Annotated in this window: 15 protein-coding genes; 12 read left to right on the forward strand and 3 right to left on the reverse strand. The window is 70.3% G+C overall.

Going from position 1 to position 21,172, the window contains the following annotated elements; translation table 11 throughout:
* Positions 1-17 precede the first annotated feature (17 nt).
* The 9 genes from I8N67_RS07650 (at position 18) to I8N67_RS07690 (ending at position 13,131) form a co-directional block, all read left to right on the forward strand.
* Positions 18-1,031, forward strand: a complete 1,014-nt coding sequence (locus I8N67_RS07650) for a hydroxyacid dehydrogenase (RefSeq protein WP_200301820.1) — start codon at positions 18-20, stop codon at positions 1,029-1,031.
* 181 nt (positions 1,032-1,212) lie between these two features.
* Entirely contained in the window at positions 1,213-2,292 is a 1,080-nt protein-coding gene (locus I8N67_RS07655; protein WP_200301821.1) for a LacI family DNA-binding transcriptional regulator, read from the forward strand.
* A 68-nt stretch (positions 2,293-2,360) separates the two neighbouring features.
* Entirely contained in the window at positions 2,361-4,433 is a 2,073-nt protein-coding gene (locus I8N67_RS07660; RefSeq protein WP_200301822.1) for an NAD(+) synthase, read from the forward strand.
* Positions 4,434-4,827: 394 nt separating this feature from the next.
* The gene (locus tag I8N67_RS07665; protein ID WP_200301823.1) at positions 4,828-6,168 is read left to right on the forward strand and encodes an ABC transporter substrate-binding protein; all 1,341 of its coding nucleotides are present in this window, start codon (positions 4,828-4,830) and stop codon (positions 6,166-6,168) included.
* 11 nt (positions 6,169-6,179) lie between these two features.
* Positions 6,180-7,064, forward strand: a complete 885-nt coding sequence (locus tag I8N67_RS07670) for a carbohydrate ABC transporter permease (protein WP_200301824.1) — start codon at positions 6,180-6,182, stop codon at positions 7,062-7,064.
* Positions 7,064-7,990: a carbohydrate ABC transporter permease gene (locus tag I8N67_RS07675; RefSeq protein ID WP_200301825.1), complete on the forward strand. Its 927-nt coding sequence runs from the start codon at positions 7,064-7,066 to the stop codon at positions 7,988-7,990. Before I8N67_RS07670 ends, I8N67_RS07675 begins: the two co-directional genes overlap by 1 nt.
* Before the next feature lie 31 nt (positions 7,991-8,021).
* Positions 8,022-9,707 carry a glycoside hydrolase family 43 protein gene (locus tag I8N67_RS07680; protein ID WP_200301826.1) on the forward strand — a complete coding sequence of 562 codons (1,686 nt, stop codon included), beginning with the start codon at positions 8,022-8,024 and terminating at the stop codon, positions 9,705-9,707.
* 263 nt (positions 9,708-9,970) lie between these two features.
* Positions 9,971-11,011, forward strand: coding sequence for a LacI family DNA-binding transcriptional regulator (locus tag I8N67_RS07685; protein ID WP_200301827.1), 1,041 nt, complete (start codon positions 9,971-9,973; stop codon positions 11,009-11,011).
* A gap of 191 nt (positions 11,012-11,202) precedes the next feature.
* A complete protein-coding gene (locus I8N67_RS07690) occupies positions 11,203-13,131 on the forward strand; it encodes an alkaline phosphatase family protein (RefSeq protein ID WP_200301828.1) in 1,929 nt (642 codons plus the stop codon).
* Positions 13,132-13,135: 4 nt separating this feature from the next.
* Here the strand turns inward: I8N67_RS07690 and I8N67_RS07695 are convergent, their stop codons facing one another.
* Positions 13,136-13,795 (reverse strand): hypothetical protein, encoded by a 660-nt coding sequence (locus tag I8N67_RS07695; RefSeq protein ID WP_200301829.1) that lies wholly within the window; start codon positions 13,793-13,795, stop codon positions 13,136-13,138.
* Positions 13,796-14,024: 229 nt separating this feature from the next.
* Here I8N67_RS07695 and I8N67_RS07700 point away from each other — a divergent pair, with 229 nt between their 5' ends.
* Complete coding sequence (locus tag I8N67_RS07700; RefSeq protein ID WP_200301830.1) at positions 14,025-15,719, forward strand: serine/threonine-protein kinase; 1,695 nt, start codon at positions 14,025-14,027, stop codon at positions 15,717-15,719.
* Positions 15,720-15,808: 89 nt separating this feature from the next.
* Positions 15,809-16,210: a VOC family protein gene (locus tag I8N67_RS07705; RefSeq protein WP_234045265.1), complete on the forward strand. Its 402-nt coding sequence runs from the start codon at positions 15,809-15,811 to the stop codon at positions 16,208-16,210.
* Here the strand turns inward: I8N67_RS07705 and I8N67_RS07710 are convergent.
* The gene (locus I8N67_RS07710) at positions 16,190-16,879 is read right to left on the reverse strand and encodes a helix-turn-helix domain-containing protein (protein WP_200301832.1); all 690 of its coding nucleotides are present in this window, start codon (positions 16,877-16,879) and stop codon (positions 16,190-16,192) included. The genes I8N67_RS07705 and I8N67_RS07710 overlap by 21 nt on opposite strands.
* Positions 16,880-16,979: 100 nt before the next feature.
* On the reverse strand, positions 16,980-18,104 hold the full coding sequence (locus I8N67_RS07715) for a YihY/virulence factor BrkB family protein (protein WP_200301833.1): 1,125 nt from the start codon (positions 18,102-18,104) through the stop codon (positions 16,980-16,982).
* A gap of 557 nt (positions 18,105-18,661) precedes the next feature.
* Here I8N67_RS07715 and I8N67_RS07720 point away from each other — a divergent pair.
* Entirely contained in the window at positions 18,662-21,169 is a 2,508-nt protein-coding gene (locus I8N67_RS07720; protein ID WP_200301834.1) for a Pls/PosA family non-ribosomal peptide synthetase, read from the forward strand.
* Positions 21,170-21,172 lie beyond the last annotated feature (3 nt).

The raw sequence follows: 21,172 nt of genomic DNA on the forward strand, positions 1-21,172 counted from the left end.
ATCGCTCCAGGAGAGTCATGCCCAGCGCCCAATCGACGCGAGCCGTGTTCGCCATGGATCCGGTGCATCTGCCGCTGCTCTTTCCGCCGCCGCTCATGGCACGGCTGCGGCAGGTGGTCGAGATCGACCCCGAGTTCGTCGTACGGGACTTCGCCGATCCGGCCGCCGCCCCGGCGCTGGCCGGGGCCGAGGTGCTGATCACCGGCTGGGGCTGCCCGCACCTCGACGCGGGGGTGCTGACGGCGGCACCCCGGCTGCGCACCGTGCTGCACGCCGCGGGCTCGGTCCGCGCGCTGGTCGGCGAGGCCCTCTGGCAGAGCGGGGTCAGCGTCTGCAGCGCGGTGGCGGGCAACGCGCTGCCGGTCGCCGAGTACACGCTCGCGATGATCCTGCTGGCCGGCAAGGACACCTTCGACCAGCGCGAACGCTTCCGGCAGACCCACACCTACCCCTCCCCCGCCGAGACCTCGGCGATCGGCAACGTCGGCCGCCGGGTCGGGGTCATCGGGGCCTCGCGCGTCGGCCGCCGGCTCCTCGAACTGCTGAAGCCGTTCGACTTCGCCGTCTCGCTCTACGACCCGTACGTCGACACCGCCGGGGCCGCCGCGCTGGGTGCCGAACCGATGGCGCTGGACGACCTGTTGCGCACCAGCGACATCGTCAGCCTGCACGCCCCCGACATCCCCGAGACCTACCGCATGCTCGACCGCGGCAGACTCTCGCTCATCAAGGACGGCGGCGTGCTCATCAACACCTCCCGGGGCGCCCTGGTCGACCCCGAGGCGCTCACCGACGAGCTGCTCTCCGGCCGGCTGAGCGCGATCCTGGACGTCACCGAACCCGAGCCGCTGCCCGCCGGCTCACCGCTCTACAACCTCCCCAACGTCTTCCTCACCCCGCACATCGCCGGCTCCCTCGGCAACGAGCTGGAGCGCCTCGGCCGTACCGTCGTCGAGGAGCTGGAACGCCTCGCCTCGGGCCTGCCACCGGCCCACGAGGTACGGCACACGGACCTGGCCCGGGTCGCCTGAACCACCTCACCGTGCCGCCGGGCCCGCTCCCCGCGTCCCTGCCTTCGCCCCGCACACTCGTCGCCGTATCCGGGCCGGAAACACGCCGGGAAACAATGGGATACGGTTCCCCCACCCATGGCGCGGACCCGGCCCGTACGGGCGTCCGGCGGGGGAGACTCGATGCTGAAGGAGCCGCACGGTGAGTCAACGCAAGGCGTCGGGCGAGCCCGGCCGGGCGACCATCCGGGACGTGGCGCAGCGGGCCGGGGTCTCGGTGGCCAGCGTGTCGCGTGTGCTGTCCGGCAACTACCCGGTGTCGGAAGAGCTGCGCCGCCGGGTGATGAAGGTGGTCCGGGACCTGGACTACGTCACCAACGCCCACGCCCGCTCCCTCGCCGGCGGCGGCACCCCGACGGTGGCCATCCTCATCAACAACATCACCGGCGCCGCCTTCACCCATGTGGCCAAGGGTGTGGAGAGCGCGGCGTCGCTGCGCGGCTGGCTCACGCTGGTCGGCACCACCGGGGACGACCCGGAGCGTGAGCTGGCGCTGGTGAACCTCATGCGCCAGCAGGGTGTGGCCGCGGTGATCCTGCTCGGCGGCGCGTACGACTACGACGAGTACCAGCTGCGCATGGCCCGGTTCGCCCGCTCCCTGGACGCGGCCGACTCCCATCTCGTCCTGGTGGGCAGGCCGCCGCTGGAGGGCGAGGTCCCGGCGACCACGGTCGACTACGACAACGAGGGCGGCGCCTACGCCATGGCGAGCCATCTGCTGTCGGCCGGCCACCGCCGGGTCCTGGTACTGCCGGGCCATGCCGAACTCACCACCGCGCAGGGCCGGTTGAAGGGCGCGCGACGGGCGTTCGAGGCGTACGGCGTGCCCTTCGACTCCGGCCTGGTGCGGCACGGCCCCTACGACTACGAGCACGGGTACGACGCCGTGAAGGAGAGCCTGCGGGAAGGGGCGGCCTTCACGGCGGTCCTCGCGGGCACCGACGTGGTCGCCGCCGGCGCCGCCCAGGCCCTGCGCGCGGCCGGCCTGCGCGTCCCGGAGGACGTCTCGGTCGTCGGCTACGACGACATCCCCCTCGCCTCGCAGCTCACCCCGCAGCTCACCACCGTGCACGTCCCCTACGAGGAGATGGGCCGCGCCGCCTTCCGCGCCGTCGCCGACCGCCGCGAGGGGGGCGGCCGCCGCCGCGGCCCGGACGCCGACCACCTGGTGCTGGGCACGCATGTGGTCGTACGGCAGTCCGTGCGGCCGCCCGCCCAGTGAGGCGCCGCCACCTCTTATGGTGCGACGGTGGTACTGCAGACGTTCTTCGAAAGGCCGGGCCGCACATCGTGAACTTCCAGTCGATCTATCAGCACGGCTTCGCGCGGGTCGCCGCGTGCACCGGCCACGCGGCGATCGCCGACCCGCCCGCCAACGCGGCGGCGGTCCTGCGGCAGGCGCGGCGCTGCGCGCAGGAGGGGGTCGCCGTAGCGGTGTTCCCCGAGCTCTGTCTGTCCGGCTACTCGATCGAGGACCTGCTGCTGCAGGACGCGCTGCTCGACGAGGTCGAGGCGGCGCTCCGGAGCGTGGTGGCCGGGTCGGCCGAGCTGCTGCCGGTGCTCGCCGTCGGTGCCCCGCTGCGCCATCGCAACCGGATCTACAACTGCGCGGTGCTCGTGCACCGCGGGCGGATCCTCGGCGTCGCGCCCAAGTCGTATCTGCCGAACTACCGCGAGTTCTACGAGCGCCGGCAGATCGCCGCGGGTGACGACGAGCGCGGCGGGACGATCCGGATCGGCGGCGCGGACGTGCCGTTCGGCACGGACCTGCTCTTCGCGGCGCAGGACGTCCCCGGTCTGGTGCTGCACGCGGAGATCTGCGAGGACATGTGGGTGCCGGTGCCCCCGAGCGCGGAGGCGGCGCTGGCCGGCGCGACCGTCCTGCTCAACCTTTCCGGCAGCCCGATCACGGTCGGGCGGGCCGAGGACCGGCGGCTGCTGTGCCGGTCGGCGTCCGCGCGCTGTCTCGCCGCCTACGTCTACGCGGCGGCCGGTCTCGGCGAGTCGACGACCGACCTGTCGTGGGACGGCCAGACGATGATCTACGAGAACGGTGTCCTGCTGGCCGAGACCGACCGGTTCCCGCAGGGCGACCAGTACGCGGTGGCCGACCTCGATCTCGACCTGCTGCGCCAGGCCCGTACGCGGATGGGCACGTTCGACGACAACCGCCGGACCCACGCGGCGCGCACCGGCGGCTACCGGCAGGTGCCGTTCCGGCTCGACGCGCCCTCGGCCGACCTGGGACTGCGGCGCCGGCTCGAGCGGTTCCCGTTCGTGCCCGCCGATCCCGCCCGGCTCGCCCAGGACTGCTACGAGGCGTACAACATCCAGGTGGCGGGCCTCCAGCAGCGGATGGCGGCGATCGGCGGCCCGAAGATCGTGATCGGGGTGTCGGGGGGCCTGGACTCCACGCACGCGCTGATCGTCGCCGCGCGGGCCATGGACCGGGCGGGCCGTCCCCGCAGCGACATCCTGGCGTTCACGCTGCCCGGTTTCGCGACCGGCGAGCACACCAAGGGCAACGCCCACAAGCTGATGCGTTCGCTGGGCGTCACCGCGGCCGAGCTGGACATCACGCCGACCGCCCGGCTGATGCTCCAGGAGATCGGCCACCCGTTCTCGTCCGGCGAGCCGGTCTACGACGTGACCTTCGAGAACGTGCAGGCCGGGCTGCGCACCGACTATCTGTTCCGGCTGGCCAACCAGCGCGGCGGGATCGTGCTCGGCACCGGTGATCTGTCCGAGCTGGCGCTCGGCTGGTGCACGTACGGCGTCGGCGACCAGATGAGCCACTACAACGTCAACTCCGGGGTCCCGAAGACGCTCATCCAGCACCTCATCCGCTGGGTCATCAGCAGTGGCCAGTTCGGGGAGGAGACCAACGAGACGCTGGCCGCGATCCTCGACACGGAGATCAGCCCGGAGCTCGTACCGGGCGAGGAGCTCCAGTCCACCGAGTCCAGGATCGGCCCGTACGCGCTGCACGACTTCACTCTCTTCCATGTGCTGCGCCATGGTTTCCGGCCGTCGAAGATCGGTTTTCTGGCCTGGCACGCCTGGCGGGACCAGGAGGCGGGCGCGTGGCCGCCGGGGTTCCCGGAGGCCGATCGGACGGCGTACGACCTGCCGGAGATCTGGCACTGGCTGGACAGCTTCTGCCGCCGTTTCTTCGGGTTCTCGCAGTTCAAGCGCTCGGCGATGCCCAACGGGCCGAAGGTCCTGGCCGGCGGCTCCCTGTCGCCGCGGGGCGACTGGCGGGCCCCGTCCGACGGCTCGGCGGACGCCTGGCTGCGGGACATGGCCCGCTGGGACCTGCCGGGCGCCGGAGAGCAGCCGGGGCTCCGGTCCACTCCCCGCTGACGACCGGCGACGACCTGCCGACAACCTCCTGACAACCTGCCCATGAGTAGCGTTACGTAAGCGTTTTCATCCCTTGAGGCCGTCGCGGACCATGCTTCCGCGGCGGCCTCCGCCGCGCCGGACACCCTCTTGACCTGGGCTTCCATCGTCACAGTCCGAAACCGCGCGACGTGTCTCCGCGCAACCCCACGGACAATCCCGCGTAACAATTTCCCGTCGCACTCTTGCGTGAGCCGATCAGGAGACCTACGTTTCACAGCAACCGTTTACTACACGTTCCGCAGGGGTCCCGAGACACGAGCTGACGGTCCGCCTCGCTCGCCGTCGCCCCCACCGAGCCGCCCCTCGCTCCCCCGCTTCCGCGATCGTCTACGTCTCGAAGGATGACCGTACGATGAACTCCACCAGCTCCCGGAGAAGGTTCGCCCGCATCGCCGTCGCGAGTGTGGCGCTTACAGGTCTGCTCGCCGCGTGCGGCGGCTCGGACTCCGGCGACGACGGCTCCTCAGGAGCCTCCGGTCCGGTCACCCTCCCCTTCTGGGGCTGGGCCAACGGCCAGGAGACCCTCGTCAAAGCGTTCAACGCCTCGCACAAGGACGTCCAGCTCAAGTACACCAAGGTCACCGACCAGCTGACCATGCAGAAGCAGCTCAGCAACGCGGTGAAGGCGGGCAACGCCCCGTGCCTGCTCCAGAACACCGCCGAGTATGTGACCACCTGGGTGTCGCAGGGCGCGCTCGCCGACATCACCGAGTACGTCGAGCCGAGCAAGGACAAGTTCAACGCCGGCGCCTGGGCCGGTGTCCAGGTGCAGGGCAAGGTCTACGGCGTACCCACCAGCTCGGCGCCCGCGTTCACGATCTATCGCACCGACCTCTTCAAGAAGTACGGCCTCAAGGCGCCCGCGACCTGGGACGACTTCATCGCCGCGGGCAAGGTGCTGAAGAAGCACGACATCCACATCACCAACTACGCCGGTGAGGACCCGAGCACCCTGGAGGTGCTGGCCATGCAGGCCGGGGCCCACTGGTACGCGATCGACGGGGACTCCTGGAGGGTGGACTTCCAGGACGAGGGCACCCTGAAGGCGGCCGCGGTGATCCAGGAGATCATCGACAACGACCTGAACTCCAAGCTCTCCTTCGCCGACTACGCCGCCGTGCAGCGCAACTACGACAAGGGCGGCACGGCCACCCGCCAGATCTCCACCTGGCAGATGTCCGGCATGGTGCAGAACTTCACCGACTCCTTCGGCGACTGGGCGCTCACGTCGTGGCCGACGTACAAGGGCGAGGCGGCCAAGACCCCGGCCGGAACCAACCAGAGCGGTGGCATGAACCTGGTCACCGAGCAGTGCAAGTACAAGAAGCAGGCGGCCGAGGCGGCCCTGTGGCTGTCCACGGACGCGGGCGCGGTCAAGTCCCTGGCGAGCCCGGAGACGGGCAGCGGTGTCATGCCGGCTCTGGCCGACAGCGACTCCTTCGTCGCCGAGGCGATCTCCGAGAAGCTGCTCGGTGACAACTACGAGCCGGCCAAGAAGATCGTCACGGACAGCCTGGGCACCGTCACCACCGACTGGGTCTACGGCCCGAACTGGACCGCCATGTTCACCGAGCTGCAGAGCGAGTGGGGCAAGGTCGTCAGCAAGGAACAGAAGGTCACCGACCTGCTCGCGCACATGCAGGAGTGGACGGTAAAGGACCTGAAGTCCCGCGGTATCAACGTCAAGGGCTGAGGCATCGTTCGATGATTCGCTCCCAGCGCTGGAAGGGTGCCGCGTTCACGGTGCCCTTCCAGCTCGGATTCGTCTTCCTCTATCTGCTGCCCATCGGGTACGCGGTCTACGAGTCGCTGTTCCAGGAGAAGCAGTCCGGGCTCGGCCTCGGCGGTGCGACCCGGGAGTTCGCAGGTTTCGACAACTACCAGCTGGGGCTGACCGACTCGGCGTTCATGGGCTCCATCCTGCGGGTGGTGCTGTTCGCCTGCGTGCAGATCCCGTTCATGCTGCTGGTCAGCCTGGTCCTGGCGCTGTTCCTGGACGCGGTCACCTCCAAGGCCGCGAACCGGTTCCGGATCGTGCTGCTGGTCCCGTACATGATCCCGGGCGTCGTCGCGGCGATCGTGTGGGTCAACCTCTACAGCCCCGCGGTGGGTCCGCTGACCCCGCTCGGCGACCTCTTCGGGTTCGACTGGAACTTCTTCGCGCCCTCCATGGTGTGGCCGTCCATCGGCAACCTGCTCACCTGGCACGGCATCGGCTACAACATGGTGATCATCTACTCGGCGCTCCAGGGCGTGCCCCGCGAACTGTTCGAGGCCGCCCGGCTCGACGGCGCCTCCGAGTCCCGGATCGCCCTGAGCATCAAGATCCCGTTCGTCCGCGGGGCCCTGGTCCTGACCGGGCTGCTGTCGATCATCCAGATGCTGCAGATCTTCAACGAGCCGGCGCTGTTCCGGAGAATCACCCCGGAGACGGTCGACGACAGTTTCACCCCGATCATGATCATCTACAACCAGGCGTTCAACGCGGGCAACTACCACTACGCCGCCGCCCTGTCGGTGCTCCTCGCCCTGATCCTCGGCGTCGCCTCCTTCCTGTTCTTCCGCCTGACCTCGAAGGAGGTCGACTGATGGCCACGACGACCACCGACTCCCCCAAGAAGTCCGGAAGGTCCGGCATGCCTCCCGTACAGCGGATCACCAGGCCCGACACCGCATCCCGCGGCCGCGGCGGCCAGCGCTTCATCCTGCTCGGCCTGATCCTGGCCAGCGCCTACAGCCTCTTCCCCGTGTGGTGGCTGATCGTCGCCGCCACCAAGGACCGGGTGGGGCTGTACCAGAGCAACGGCATGTGGTTCTCCGGCATGCACCTGTGGGACAACCTGCACCAGCTGTTCACCTACGAGGACGGCATCTTCCTGCGCTGGACCGCCAACTCGTTCCTGTACGCCGGTGTCGGCTCCCTCGGCGGCACCCTCATCGCGCTGGCAACCGGTTACGGCCTGGCGCGCTTCGACTTCCCGGGCCGGGGTGTGGTGTTCGCGTGCGTGGTGGGCTCCTTCCTGATCCCGATCGCCCTGCTCACGCTGCCGCTGTACCTGATGTTCTCGGAGATCGGCCTGGTCGACACCCCGTGGGCGATGCTGATTCCCTGCCTCATCAATCCCTTCAGCGTGTATCTGGCGAAGGTGTACACCGAGGCGACGATCCCCTTCGAACTCCTTGAGGCGGCCCGTATCGACGGCGCCGGTGAGCTGCGGATCTTCTTCAGCATCGTGCTGCGGATGATGACCACGGGCGGCGCGACGGTCTTCCTGCTGGCCTTCGTCAACACCTGGAACGCCTTCTTCCTCCCCCTCACCGTCCTGCGGGGCGAGGAGAACTGGACCCTCAACATCGGCCTGTACAACTGGACAGGCAAGACGCTGGAGTCCGGCATCGACGTGACCAGCCTCGTCCTGACCGGCGCCCTGCTCTCCATCGTCCCGCTGGCGATCATGATGACCGCGATGCGCCGCTACTGGCGGTCCGGCGTCACGATGGGAGCCCTCAAATGACCGTCGACTCCGGAACATCGGAAGCCCGCTCGTGACCGTGGCCCACAACCCCGTCATCCGGGGCTTCGCACCCGACCCCTCCCTGATCCGGGTCGGCGAGTGGTACTACGTGGCAACCAGTTCGTTCGAGTGGTTCCCGACGATCCCGATCCACCGCTCGCGGGACCTGGCGCACTGGGAGTACGCCGGCCATGTCCGCGGCGCGGCCCCGGGCGGCTCGCTGGCCGGCGTCCCCGACTCGGGCGGCGTCTGGGCGCCGTCCCTGAGCTGGGACGGCGAGCGTTTCTGGGTGGTCTACACGATCGTGCGGTCCATCGGCACGCGGTACTTCGACCTGGACACCTACGTCAGCACGGCCATGGCGGTGGACGGGGAGTGGACCGCTCCAAGGCGGGTCGCGAGCCATGGCTTCGACCCCGCCCTGTTCCACCACGAGGGCCGGCTGTGGCTGCTCAACATGCAGAGCGACCACCGGCCGGGCGGCAAGCGCTTCGCCGGGATCGTATTGACGGAGTTGGACCGTTCCACGCTGCGTCCCGTCGGCGGGACCCGGCTCCTGCTCCAGCACGACCAGCTGATCGAGGGCCCCAAGCTGCTGGTCCGCGACGGCTGGTACTACCTGGTCCTCGCCGAGGGCGGCACCGGCTTCGAGCACGGGGTGCGGGTGGCCCGCAGCCGCGCCCTGACCGGCCCGTACGAGCTGGACGGCGTGCCCCTGCTGACGACCCGGGACGACCCGAAGGTGCCCTTGCAGAAGGCCGGGCACGCCGAGCTGGTCGAGACACCGGCCGGTGACTGGTTCCTCAGCCATCTCACCGCCCGCCCGCTGCACACCGAGCACGGCATGCGGTGCCCGCTGGGCCGGGAGACGGCCGTCCAAGCGGTGGTGTGGGACGCGGAGGGCTGGCCCAGGCTCCGGCAGGGGGGCTGGCATCCGGAGGTGGAGGTGGAGGTTCCGAGTGCGGGGGCGGCCACCCGGCAGCCCGGGGCCACGCCCGCCGGGCGCGAGGACGGGTCGACCGGGTTGGCCGGGTTGGCCGGGTTGGCCGGGTTGGCCGGGTTGGCCGGGTCGACCGGGTCGACCGGGTTGGCCGGGTTGGCCTGGCCGTGGAGCAGCCCGCGCGCGGAGCCGGACGCGTCCTGGGCCGACACGGCCGCGCGCCCCGGCTGGATCCGGCTGCGTGGCCGGCAGGGGCCCGAGTCACTCTGGGAGCAGAGCCTGTTGGCCCAGCGGATCACCGAGCACCGGGCGGAGGTGGAGGTCACCGTCGAGGCACGGCCACGCACCTTCGGGGAGGCCGCCGGGCTGACCCTCCGCTACAACACCGCCTCCTACCTCTCCCTCGACCTGACCTGGTCCGAGCCCGAGGGCGAGCCACAGCGCGGCCAGCAGTGGCGGGGCGCGGGCCGCACCGTCCTCAGCCTCCTCGAACGCGACGAGGACGAGGCCCGCCGGCTTGCCCTCGTCGAGGTCGAGACGGGGCAGCCGATCACCCTGGGCGCGAACACCGACGGCACCGAGGCCCGCTTCTGGTACCTCCGCGACGGCGTGCGCACCCCTGTTGGACCGGTCCTGGACTTCAGCCGCCTCTCCGACGACTACGGCTCCAAGCTGCGCTTCACCGGTGCGCTCGCGGGTATCCACGCCCAGGACCTCGTCGGCGCGGAGTTCACAGCGGACTTCTCGGGGTTCCGGCTGGTGTGCGGGGCGGAGTGAAGGACCCACCCCCATCGCCACCACCCATCGCCACCACCCATCGCCCTCCCGCCATCCCCACCCCACTCCACCCCACCCCACGTGTTCGAAGTTTCGAAAGTTTTGACTGGGGCGGTCCTGCGAATCCCCGCTTCTTCCCGCCGTGTTGAGTTGGGCTTAACGTAGGAAGCGCTTGCTACGCGGGTCGGGTCTCCGCCGCGCGAGCGAGGCTGTTCGAAAATTTCACCGGCCCTCGGGACAGGGCCCTGAAGGGTGGAGTCGCGATGGTGCGTGGCGGGAGCGCGACGGCCGGGCCGACGCTGGCGGTGGTGGCGCGCGAGGCCGGGGTGTCCGTGCCGACGGCCTCGAAGGTGGTCAACGGCCGCGAGGACGTGGCCCCCGAGACCAGGCGCCGGGTCACCGAGGCGCTGGACCGGCTCGGCTATGTCCGCAGACCCCGGTTCGAGGCGTCGAAGTCACCGCGCATGGTCGACCTGGTGGTGCACTCGCTGGAGAACTCCTGGTCGGGCGCCGTCCTGCACGGCGTCGAACAGGCCGCCCACGACGCCGGCCTGGAGCTGGTGGTCTCGGCCGGGCTGACCCGCACCCGGGGCGCCCGCCCCGAACGCGGCTGGTTCGACAAGGTGGCCACCCGGGGCTCCGCGGGCGTGCTGTTCAACCTGGCCGAGCTGTCCCCCGCCCAGTACTCCTGGCTCACCCAGCACCAGATCCCGTTCGTGCTGATCGACCCGGTCCTCGAACCGCCGCCGGGCGTCATCTCGGTGGGCGCGGCCAACTGGCGGGGCGGGATGACCGCCACCGAGCATCTGCTGGCCCTGGGGCACGAGCGGATCGCCGTGATCGCCGGGTACCGGCGCAAGATGTGCAGCAGCGCCCGGGTCTCGGGCTACCGCTCGGCGCTGACGGCCGCCGGCCTCCCGTACCGGCCGGAGTACGTCCGCTACGGCAACTTCATGGAGACGACCGCCCGCCACCGTATGCTCCAGCTGCTCGATCTTCCCCAGCCGCCGACCGCCGTCTTCGTCTGCTCGGACAAGATGGCCCTCGGCACGTACGAGGCGCTGGGTGAGCGGGGGCTGCGGGTCCCGGACGACCTCAGTGTGGTCGGTTTCGACGACCTTCCCGAGGCCCGCTGGGCCACTCCCGCCCTGACCACCGTCCGCCAGCCGCTCTCCGAGATGGCCTCGACCGCGCTACGGCTGCTCGTGCGGATGATGGAGGGCGACCAACCGGAGGGCACGCGCACCGAGTTGTCGACGCGACTGGTGGAACGGGCGAGCACGGGGGCGCCGCGCTCGTCCTGAACGGGGGGTGGGATGGTGTCGGGGTTCGGACGAGATGGTTGCGGAGCACCCGCGTTCGGGTGAACGGTGGGCGTCGTCGGACCGTACGCATAGTGATGGGCGTACGGGTGTGATGGCGGTGCCGCCGTCCCCGGCCCACTCCGCTCCACCAGCACTGAGCTCCACATGCTCCACAGGGAAGGACCTTCGGGTTGTCGCACACACGCTCTCCGCAGCTTCCGGAACCGACACCGGCACCGGATGACGACAAGGCCCCGGAGGACGCCGGCCCTCCGGAACCGGAAGCGGTTACGGAGACCGAGGCAGAGGCAGAGGCAGAGGCAGAGGCAGAGGCAGAGGCAGAGGCCAAGCCAAAGGTCGAGGCCGAGGAGGACGGCGAGGCAGAGGTCGAGGCCGAGGAGGACGTCGAAATCCAGGCCGAGGCGGACGTAGAGGCCGAGGCCGAGCGCCCCTCACCCCCCTCCGGCCGGCGCGTCAAGCACCCCCGGGCCGCGCGCGCCGTCGCCTGGACGGTCACCGGGCTCGCCCTCGCACTCGTCGTGTTCGCGCTGCTCGTGCCGAACGACGTCACCGACCTCGGGTTCGGCCGTTTCCTGCGGATCCCTGCGGAGGGAATCCTCGTGGCGGCGCTGCTGCTCGTGCTGCCGCCGAAGGCGCGCCGCGTGGGAGTGGTGGTCGTCGGTGTGGTGCTCGGGCTGCTGGTGATCGTCAAGGTGCTGGACATGGGGTCGTACTGGACCCTCGACCGGCCGTTCGACCTGGTGCTGGACTGGATCCTGCTGGACGACGCGCAGTCGTTCATGAAGGACTCGCTGGGCGGCGCGGTCGCGCAGGCGGCCACGATCGGGGTGATCGCGCTGGCGCTCGCGCTGCCGGTGCTCATGACACTGGCGGTCGTGCGGATCAGCCGGCTGATGGTGCGCAACCGGCACACGGCGAGCCGTACGCTGCTCGTCCTGGGGACGGTCTGGATCACCTGCTCGACGCTGACGCTGGAGATCGCCGATGTGCCGGTGGCCTCGCACAGCGCGGCGACGCTCGTGGAGAACCGGATCGAGTCGGTGAGCGACGGGCTGAAGGACGGGGAGGCGTTCAAGAAGGAGGCGGCGGTGGACGCCTTCGCCGACGTACCGCCGGACCAGCTGCTGACGGGGCTGCGCGGCAAGGACGTACTGATCACGTTCATCGAGAGCTACGGCCGCTCCGCGATCGACGACCCGCAGATGGGCGAACCGCTCGGCGAGACGCTCACGCAGAAGACGCGGGAGCTGGAGGAGGCCGGGTACGCGTCGCAGAGCGGCTGGCTGCGCTCCCCCATCACGGGCGCCGGCAGCTGGCTGGGCCACTCCACGTTCCTGTCCGGCCTGTGGATCAAGAACCAGCAGCGTTACCGCAACCTCGTCTCCGGTGACCGTCTCACCCTCACCGAGGCGTTCCGCCGCACCGGTGCCTGGCGCACGGTCGGCATTGTGCCGGGCACCCAGAAGGCCTGGCCGGAGGGCAAGTACTTCGGTCTGGACCACATCTACGACTCCGACCAGCTCGGCTACCAGGGCCCGAAGTTCAGCTGGTCGACCATGCCCGACCAGTACACGCTGAAGGCGTTCGAGGAGCTGGAGCACGGCAAGAAGGACCGCGAGCCGATGATGGCGGAGATCATCCTGACCTCCAGCCACAACCCGTGGGCGCCCATCCCGAGCACGATCCCCGAGGACCAGGTCGGTGACGGCTCGGTCTACGACTCGCTCCAGAAGGCGGAGGGCAAGGACCCCAAGGAGGTCTGGCAGAACCCCTCCGACGTCCGTGACGAGTACCGCAAGTCCATCCAGTACTCGGTGTCCAGCATCGTCGACTACGTCGCGAAGTACGGCTCCAAGGACACCGTCCTGATCTTCCTCGGCGACCACCAGCCCAACAAGACGGTCACCGGTGACAACCCCAGCCACGACGTGCCCGTCTCGATCGTCGCACAGGACCCCGAGGTGCTGGAGAAGATCTCCGACTGGGGCTGGACGGACGGCCTCAAGCCGGCCGAGGACACCCCGGTATGGCGGATGGACAAGTTCCGCGACCGCTTCATGACGGCCTTCGGCCCGCAGCAGGCGGGCAGTACGTCCTAGCAGCTCAACCGGACGTCCCCGCCTGGTTGTTCGGGGCTCCGTCGCCCCTCGGCGGCAGGTCGCCGCGTTCGATCGGCATGCCGCCGGGCGGGCGCGGATGCTTGCCGTCGTGGCGGGGCGGGAGGATGAAGGCCAGTTCGGCGTCGGTGGGGCGGTGGGCGGCGAGGGCGGCGGCGCGCAGGACGTCGCGGTCCACGGTCGCCGTGGCGGCGCTGATCCGGACGACGTGGCCGTCCTCCGGCACGGCGTACTCGTGCTCCCCCGCCGAGGTGCGGTACCAGGTCTCCCCGTCGCGTTCACAGGTGACCGACGTGCCCGTGCCCTGGCCGAGGGGCTGGTCCGGGCAGTTCTCGGCGTCCATCGTGCCGTGGTCGACGAGGATGAGGAGCTGGGCGCTGTTCTTCCACGACCAGTAGGCGGCGGCGAAGCCGTCGTCGCCGTACACGCCGACCGACTGACGGGCGAGCGTGAATCCGGGGGACTCGGTGACATAGACGAATCCGGGCGTGAGGCCCAGCGCCTCGGCCCGGGCGTGGAGTTCGGCCCGGTCGGGGGCCGACATGAGGGGCTCCCGGCCCACGACCACGGCTTTCTCGTTCCCGCAGGCGGTGAGCAGCAACGGCAGCAACGCCAGGGGCAGCAGAACACGCGCGGTACGGGGCATGCCCTATATCCTGCCGCACAGTTGTTCCACAGGTGAGCCAAAGGGTCCGTTCTCACGAGAGGCTCGCCTCGATCAATTCCGAACACGGGTTCACAGGACACCCTTTAGGCTGCTGCCGTTGGTCATTTCATCAGGCCGACAGATCCAGGGGATCAGCGGATCAGGGGATGAGGGAGCCAGAGGATCTGGCGACCCGGCATCACGGGGACGGGGACGGGGACGGGGATCGTTGAACAACGCGACTGAGGTGTTCCAGCCACTACAGGCGGACGATCCGGTCCAGGTGGCCGGTTATCGCCTCGCCGCCCGGCTCGGCGCGGGTGGCATGGGCCGGGTCTATCTGTCGCACACCCAGGGCGGCCGACCGGTGGCGATCAAGGTGATCCGCCCGGAGCTGGCCGACGACCCGGTCTTCCGGCGGCGGTTCCACCGGGAGATCAAGGCGGCCCAGCGGGTCCGGGGCGCGTACACCGCCGAGCTGATCGACGCCGACGCGGACGGTGTACCACCCTGGCTGGCCACGCTCTACGTACCCGGGCCCTCCCTCGCGGAGGCCGTCGCCCGGCACGGACCGCTGCCGGTGCCGGCGGTGCTGTGGCTGATGGCCGGGGTGGCCGAGGCGCTCCAGGCCATCCACGGCGCGGGCATCGTGCACCGTGACCTGAAGCCGTCGAACGTGCTGCTGGCCGCCGACGGGCCCCGGGTGATCGACTTCGGTATCTCGCTGGCCTCCGGCATCACCTCGCACACGGCCACGGGCACGGCCGCCGGCACGCCCCAGTTCATGGCGCCCGAGCAGGCGACCGGGGGTGAGGTCACGGCGGCGACCGATGCATTCGCGCTCGGCCAGACGGCGGCCTTCGCGGCCCTGGGTGAGCCGCTGTACGGGGACGGCCCGTCGGTCAGTGTGCTGTACCGGATCGTGCACTCGGAACCCGACCTGTCCCGGCTGCCCGCACAGCTACGCCCCCTGCTCGCCCGGTGCCTGGCCGCCGATCCGGCGCAGCGGGCCACCCTCGCGGAGGTCGTCGAATGGTGCCGGCAGCGGCTGGGCCGGGACGCCGACGCGGGCGGCGGACCCGCCGTGTGGCGGGAGGTCGCCGGCCCGCAGGTGACGGTTCCGTCCCCGGTCCCGGCGCCGACCCCGGTACACCCGATGCCGCTGATCGCGCCGGTACGCCCTATGGGGGCGACGAGGCCCATGGGTCCGACAGGGCTGATGGGGCCCGCCGGGCTGACGGGCCCGGAGCGCCCGATGGACCCGGAGGAGCGGCGGGCCCGCCGGCGCCGTACCGCGTTGATCACGGCCGTCGCCGTGACCACGGGTGCGCTGCTGGTGACGGGCCTGGCGTGGACCGTCCTGGAGGGAGCGAACCGGCTCCTCAACCGGGACTCCTCCTCGTCCTCCTCCTCGTCCTCCTCCTCGACGCCCGGCCCGACAGCGTCCGGACGGTCGTCGGGGTCCTCATCAGGTTCCTCGTCGGCCGGCGGCGCCGACCGAACACCGGAGGGAGCGAGCCCCTCCCCGACCGAGCCCGAGCAGCCCCGGCCCACCGCGTACCCCCAACGGTTCCTGAACGAGAAGAACTCCCTGGGCATCAGGAAGCCGATCGACCGCGAGGACCGCAAGGGGGACATCCGTTTCAGCTGCGAGGAGCCGAGCTGCGCGCTGGAGAGCGACACCAGCGTGATCACCATGCTGTTCGCCGATCCGGGCGCCGGCCTCGACACCTGCCGTATCGCCCTCACCGGCGCCACGAGCCACAGCTTCACCCTGGCCGCGGCGGCGGCCGGCAGCGAGTTCTGCGTCAAGCACCCGTCCGGGGACATCGCGCTGCTCGTGATCCAGACGAAGTCGACCGCGCTGCCCGACAGCGGTGTCAGCTTCGTGAGCGCGGACATGACGGTCTGGCGGGCGGAGTAGGCACTGTCCGGAGCCCTGCCCGGAGGCCGCCCGGCGACGTGTCCGATTCCTTCAAGACCCACCACCCCCGCCCCTCCTACGGTGGCCGCATGACTCCACGACTGGATGCGATCGGGATGGTGGCCTCGGACATGGCCGCCTCCGTCACCTTCTACCGCAGGCTCGGCTTCGACTTCCCCGAGGGGGCCGAGGACCTGCCGCACGCCGAGGCGCGACTCCCCGGCGGGCTGCGGCTGTTGCTCGACACCGAGGAGACCGTGCGTTCCTTCCACCCCCAGTACGTCCCGGGGAAGGGCGGCGGCGCCGGGCTGGCCCTGCTGTGCGACAGTCCCGCCGAAGTGGACGCGGTGTACGAGGAGTTGGTGGGCGCCGGGTACCAGGGCGAGCTGAAGCCGTGGGACGCGGTGTGGGGCCAGCGGTACGCCGTGATCCTCGACCCCGACGGCAACGGGGTGGACCTCTTCGCGCCGCTACCGTCCGCCGCCGAGTAGCTCTCCGAGCGGCAGGCCCGCCAACTCGCGTACATCACGCGCCAGATGGGCCTGGTCGGCGTATCCGGTCCGGGCCGCCGTCTCGGCGTACGGCACGCCGGTGCGGGCCAGGACGAGCGCCCGCTGCAGTCGCAGCACCCGGGCCAGTGTCTTGGGCCCGTATCCGAACGCGGCGAGGGACCTGCGGTGCAACTGCCGGGCTCCGAGGCCGAGTTCGTCGGCGGTCGCCGCGACCGGGCGGCCCGCGTCGAGGGCGGCGACGACCCGGCGCAGCAGCGGATCGGGGCGGCCGGCATCGGCCGCCCGCTCCAGGGCCACTTCTTCGAGCCCGCTCGCCGGATCGGCCGCCGCGTTCACCCGGGCGGTGAACCGTCGTACGACGGCGGCGGGCCACAGCTCGGCCAGCTCCACGCGCCGGTCGCGCAGTTCGTGCGCGGGCACACCGAGGTAGGTGGGCGCGGTGCCGGGGTAGAAGCGCAGGCCGGCCCAGGGACCGGGTGCGTCTTCGGTGACGTGCGCCCGGGTGTCGGGCCCGGCGACCGACAGCCCGCCGTCGTTCCACAACAGGTCCATGCACCCGTCGGGCAGGACGAGCCCCGCACCGCCGCCGGACGGCGCATTGGTCCACACCACCGCCCCGGCGAGCCGGGAAGCCCTTTCGACGTACACACCGACGAGGCTACGCCCGCGGCCCTGCCGGTCTCAGGGGAAGGTGTGACCGCCGGCCCCGAGCGATGCGGGGCGGCGGCGGGGACGTTGGTCGTCCCCCTTAGTCCTCCCCCTTCTTCACAGGTGACCGCAGCCTCGACGTCACGTCCTCCGGCGGCAGGAAGCGCGACCAGCGCTCGGGGAACTCCGAGGGCATGTCCGGGTCCTCGGGGTCGTAGGAGCGGGCCGCGGCGGCACGGGCGACGTACTCGGCGGCCTGTTCCTCGCGGAGGCGCTCGTTGGCGGCGCGGGCCGCGGCGGTGGCGGCGGCGGGCCACACGCGGTCGATGGCGGCGTTGACGGCGGCGCCGACCAGTACCGCGAAGGCGCCCACGCCGATCCACAGGAGCACCGCGACGGCGGCGGCCAGGGAGCCGTAGATCGTCGCTCCCTCGACCGTGTTGCTGAGGTAGATACGGAGCAGGAAACTGCCGAGCACCCACATGCCGAGGGCCACGAGGGCGCCCGGCACGTCCTCGACCCAGGGCGAGCGGACCGGCACCGACACGTGGTACAGGGTCGTCAGGAAGACGATGGACAGGAGGATCACCACGGGCCAGTAGAGGACCTGGACGACGGTCGCCGACCACGGGACGATCCGGACGACGGCGTCGGGCCCGGCGACCATCAGGGGCAGGGCGACGGAGCCGATCAGCAGCGCCACGAGGAAGAGCAGGAAGGCCATGAGGCGGGTCTTGACGATGCCGCGGACGCCGTCGAGGCCGTACATGACGGTGATGGTGTCGATGAAGACGTTCACCGCCCGCGAGCCGGACCACAGGGCGAACAGGAAGCCTATGGAGATGACGTCGGGGCGGCCGCCCTTCATCACGTCGTCCAGGATCGGCTGCGCGATCTCGGCGACGCCCTTGTCGGACAGGATGGTGCGCGAGGCCTCCAGGAGGTTGAGCTCCAGGCTGGCGATGGTGTCGGCGCCGGTCCAGTCGTCGACGTAGCCGAGCAGGCCGATCATGCTGAGCAGCAGCGGCGGCACGGAGAGCAGCGTGAAGAACGCCGCCTCGGCCGCGAGGCCCAGGATGCGGTACTCGATGCAGGAGTTGACGGTGTCCTTCAGGAGCAGCCAGGCGGTCCTGCGCTTGGAGACGTCCCGGTAGAGGGCACGCGCGCGGTGGAGACGCCCATGGGGGCTCTCGGGTGTTCGAGGTGACTGACTTGCTGGCTGCACGCCCTAAAGGTATCCGGCCGGGCGCGCCGCCCTCACCTCCTGGTGCCGTCGACCGGGCAGGGCCCCGCGTGCGGCGCACCCTTCCCTCGGGTCGCGTCACGGGGCAGCAATCGAAGGGAAACCCAGCAGAAAACAAAAGGTGATTCCGAATCGCCTTTTCTGTCATGCACGTGCTGGCCGAATCAATGGGGCGTCAGAAGTGGAACGTTCGAGCGTGTTTGTACCCACACTTTGGAAAGTTCCCCGCTGAAGCACCCTTTCGGGCCCGGTCCGACAGGTCGGAAGAGATCAGGAAAGGGGCGGGAAAGCGTCAATTACCCGACCTCTCTTGACCTGTTCCGAATGTACCGAAAGAATCCGGATTGCATTCCGTTGCACCCTCCTGGACCAGGCCCGGGCGCAGCGCACCTCGGGGGATTCGCGCAGGCTGCGACCAGGCCTGATCAATTCCGCCACATCCGTCACCGCTCCATCCCCTCCCTCCTTCTGTCATTCCGCGCGCCGTCCCGTTCACCCCCGGGCGCCTTCCATCGCAATACCTGTCGCGGAGAAATCAAATGACATTGCCAGCGCCACGACACGTGGTGGAAAAAATCAGTGAGGTCGAGGCGGCCGAGCCGTACGCGGCGGAATCGCACACCGCCACCGAGCGACTGCTCGCCGAAGTTCTGGCCGACGTCGCACACCTCGAACATGTGCCCGCAGAAAGCCATTTCTTCGACGACCTCGGCGCCAACTCCCTGACGATGGCCCATTTCTGTGCCCGCGTCAGGAAGCATCCCGATCTGCCGTCGGTGTCCATCCGGGACGTCTACGGCCACCCGACGGTCCGGCGTCTCGCGGCCGCGCTCGCCGAGGCACCGCCATCGCCGGCCGCCCCGCCGGTACCCGCCGAGGTCACACCGCCGGGCAGCACCTTCCGGTACGTCCTGTGCGGGGCCCTGCAGTTGCTCCTCTTCGCCGGCTACTGCCTGCTGGCCGCGCTCGGCTCCGTACAGGGGTACGAGTGGGTAGCGGACGGTTCCGGTGTCGTCGAGGTCTATCTGCGGTCGGCCGGCTTCGGCGCTCTCGCCCTCCTCGCGCTCTGCACACTCCCGGTCGCCGCCAAGTGGCTGCTGATCGGGCGATGGAAGCCCACCGAGTTCCCCGTCTGGGGTCCGGCCTATCTGCGGTTCTGGATCGTCAAGGCGCTGCTGCACACCAGCCCGATGCTGCTGTTCGTCGGCAACCCGCTGTACGTGCTGTACCTGCGGGCCCTCGGCGCCCGGATCGGACCCGGCGTCACGATCCTGAGCCACACCGTCCCGGTCTGCACCGACCTGCTGACGATCGGCGCGGACTCGGTGATCCGCAAGAACGCCTACTTCCTTTGCTACCGGGCACGCGCCGGGCGGATCCGCACCGGCCCGGTGACCCTCGGCCGTGACGTCTTCGTCGGCGAGCACACCGTGCTCGACATCGGCACCGTCATGGGCGACGGCTCCCAGCTCGGCCACTCCTCCGCACTCCACGCCGGCCAGGCGGTCCCGGCCGGGCAGCGTCGGCACGGCTCCCCCGCCCGGCGCACGGAGGTGGACCACATCCGGGTCGCCCCGGCCCCCTGCGGCACACTCCGGCGGGCCGGGTACGGGCTCGCCGCCCTGCTCCAGACGCTGGCGCTGTATCTGCCGCTGACCGTCGGCGGCGCGTATCTGCTGCTCACCACCGCGCCCGAGCTGGAGACCCTGCTCGACCCGGCGGCACAGCACATCACCTCGGCGCGCTTCTACATCGAGGCGCTGGCCCTGTCCCTCGCGCTGTTCGCCGGCTCCGTCGTCGTCGCAGTGGTGGCCGTGTTCGCCGTCCCGCGCCTGCTGCGCCCGCTCGTCCGGCCGGACCGCACCTATCCGCTGTACGGCTTCCACTACTCGGTGCACCGCGCGATCACCCGCCTGACCAACCTCAAGTTCTTCAAGTGGCTCTGCGGCGACAGCTCCTACATCGTCCCGTACCTCAAGGCCCTCGGATACGACCTCTCGCTCGTCGAGCAGACCGGGTCCAACTTCGGCACGGAGGTACAGCACGAGACGCCGTACCTGGTGCGGGTCGGCAGCGGCACGATGGTCGCGGACGGGCTGTCGGTGATGAACGCGGACTACTCCGCCACGTCCTTCCGGGTCTCCCGGACCGAGATCGGCGGGCACAACTTCCTGGGCAACGCCATCGCCTACCCGGTCGGCGGCCGGACCGGCGAGAACTGTCTGCTGGCCACGAAGGTGCTGGTCCCGCTCGACGGCGAGATCCGCGAAGGGGTCGGGCTGCTCGGCTCGCCGCCCTTCGAGATCCCCCGCTCGGTGGAGCGCGACAGCCGCTTCGACCATCTGCGCGAGGGCGAGGAGCTGCACCGCCGGCTCGCCGCGAAGAACCGCTTCAACCTGCGCTCGATGGGCCTGTTCCTGTTCCTGCGCTGGCTGCACACCTTCGCGCTCATCCTGCTCGGCTTCGCGGCCTACGACCTGTACGGGCAGTACGGCACCGCCGGGCTGCTCGCGCTCGCCGCGACGCCGATCGCCGCCCTCGTCCTCACGACCGGGTACTACGTGCTGGTGGAGCGCTGCCTCACCCGTTTCCGGCCGCTCCAACCGCGGCTGTGCTCCATCTACGACCCCGTCTTCTGGCGGCAGGAACGGCTGTGGAAGCTGCCGGACACCTATCTGACCGTGCTCAACGGCACCCCGTACAAGAACCTCGTCTGGCGGCTGATGGGGGTCCGGATCGGGCGGCGGGTCTTCGACGACGGGGTGTACATCACCGAGCGGACGCTGACGGAGATCGGGGACGACTGCACGCTGGCCGCGGGCACCAAGATCCAGGCCCATTCGCAGGAGGACGGCACCTTCAAGTCCGACCACGTGGTGATCGGCGCGAACTGCACGCTGGAGGTCCAGGCCTTCATCCACTACGGCGTGACGCTGGGCGAGGGTGCCGTACTCGCCCCCGACTCCTTCCTGATGAAGGGCGAGGAGGTGCCGCCGCACGCGCGCTGGGGCGGCAACCCGGCGACGGAAACCACCGGAGAACGGTGAATC

The sequence above is a fragment of the Streptomyces adelaidensis genome (assembly GCF_016598475.1).
GTDB lineage: Bacteria > Actinomycetota > Actinomycetes > Streptomycetales > Streptomycetaceae > Streptomyces > Streptomyces adelaidensis.

Coding starts and splice junctions, on each gene's coding strand:
- I8N67_RS07670 (WP_200301824.1), top strand. CDS start 6,180: ATGATTCGCTCCCAGCGCTGGAAGGGTGCCGCGTTCACGGTGCCCTTC.
- I8N67_RS07695 (WP_200301829.1), bottom strand. CDS start 13,795: ATGCCCCGTACCGCGCGTGTTCTGCTGCCCCTGGCGTTGCTGCCGTTG.
- I8N67_RS07720 (WP_200301834.1), top strand. CDS start 18,662: ATGACATTGCCAGCGCCACGACACGTGGTGGAAAAAATCAGTGAGGTC.
- I8N67_RS07705 (WP_234045265.1), top strand. CDS start 15,809: ATGACTCCACGACTGGATGCGATCGGGATGGTGGCCTCGGACATGGCC.
- I8N67_RS07665 (WP_200301823.1), top strand. CDS start 4,828: ATGAACTCCACCAGCTCCCGGAGAAGGTTCGCCCGCATCGCCGTCGCG.
- I8N67_RS07650 (WP_200301820.1), top strand. CDS start 18: ATGCCCAGCGCCCAATCGACGCGAGCCGTGTTCGCCATGGATCCGGTG.
- I8N67_RS07675 (WP_200301825.1), top strand. CDS start 7,064: ATGGCCACGACGACCACCGACTCCCCCAAGAAGTCCGGAAGGTCCGGC.
- I8N67_RS07685 (WP_200301827.1), top strand. CDS start 9,971: ATGGTGCGTGGCGGGAGCGCGACGGCCGGGCCGACGCTGGCGGTGGTG.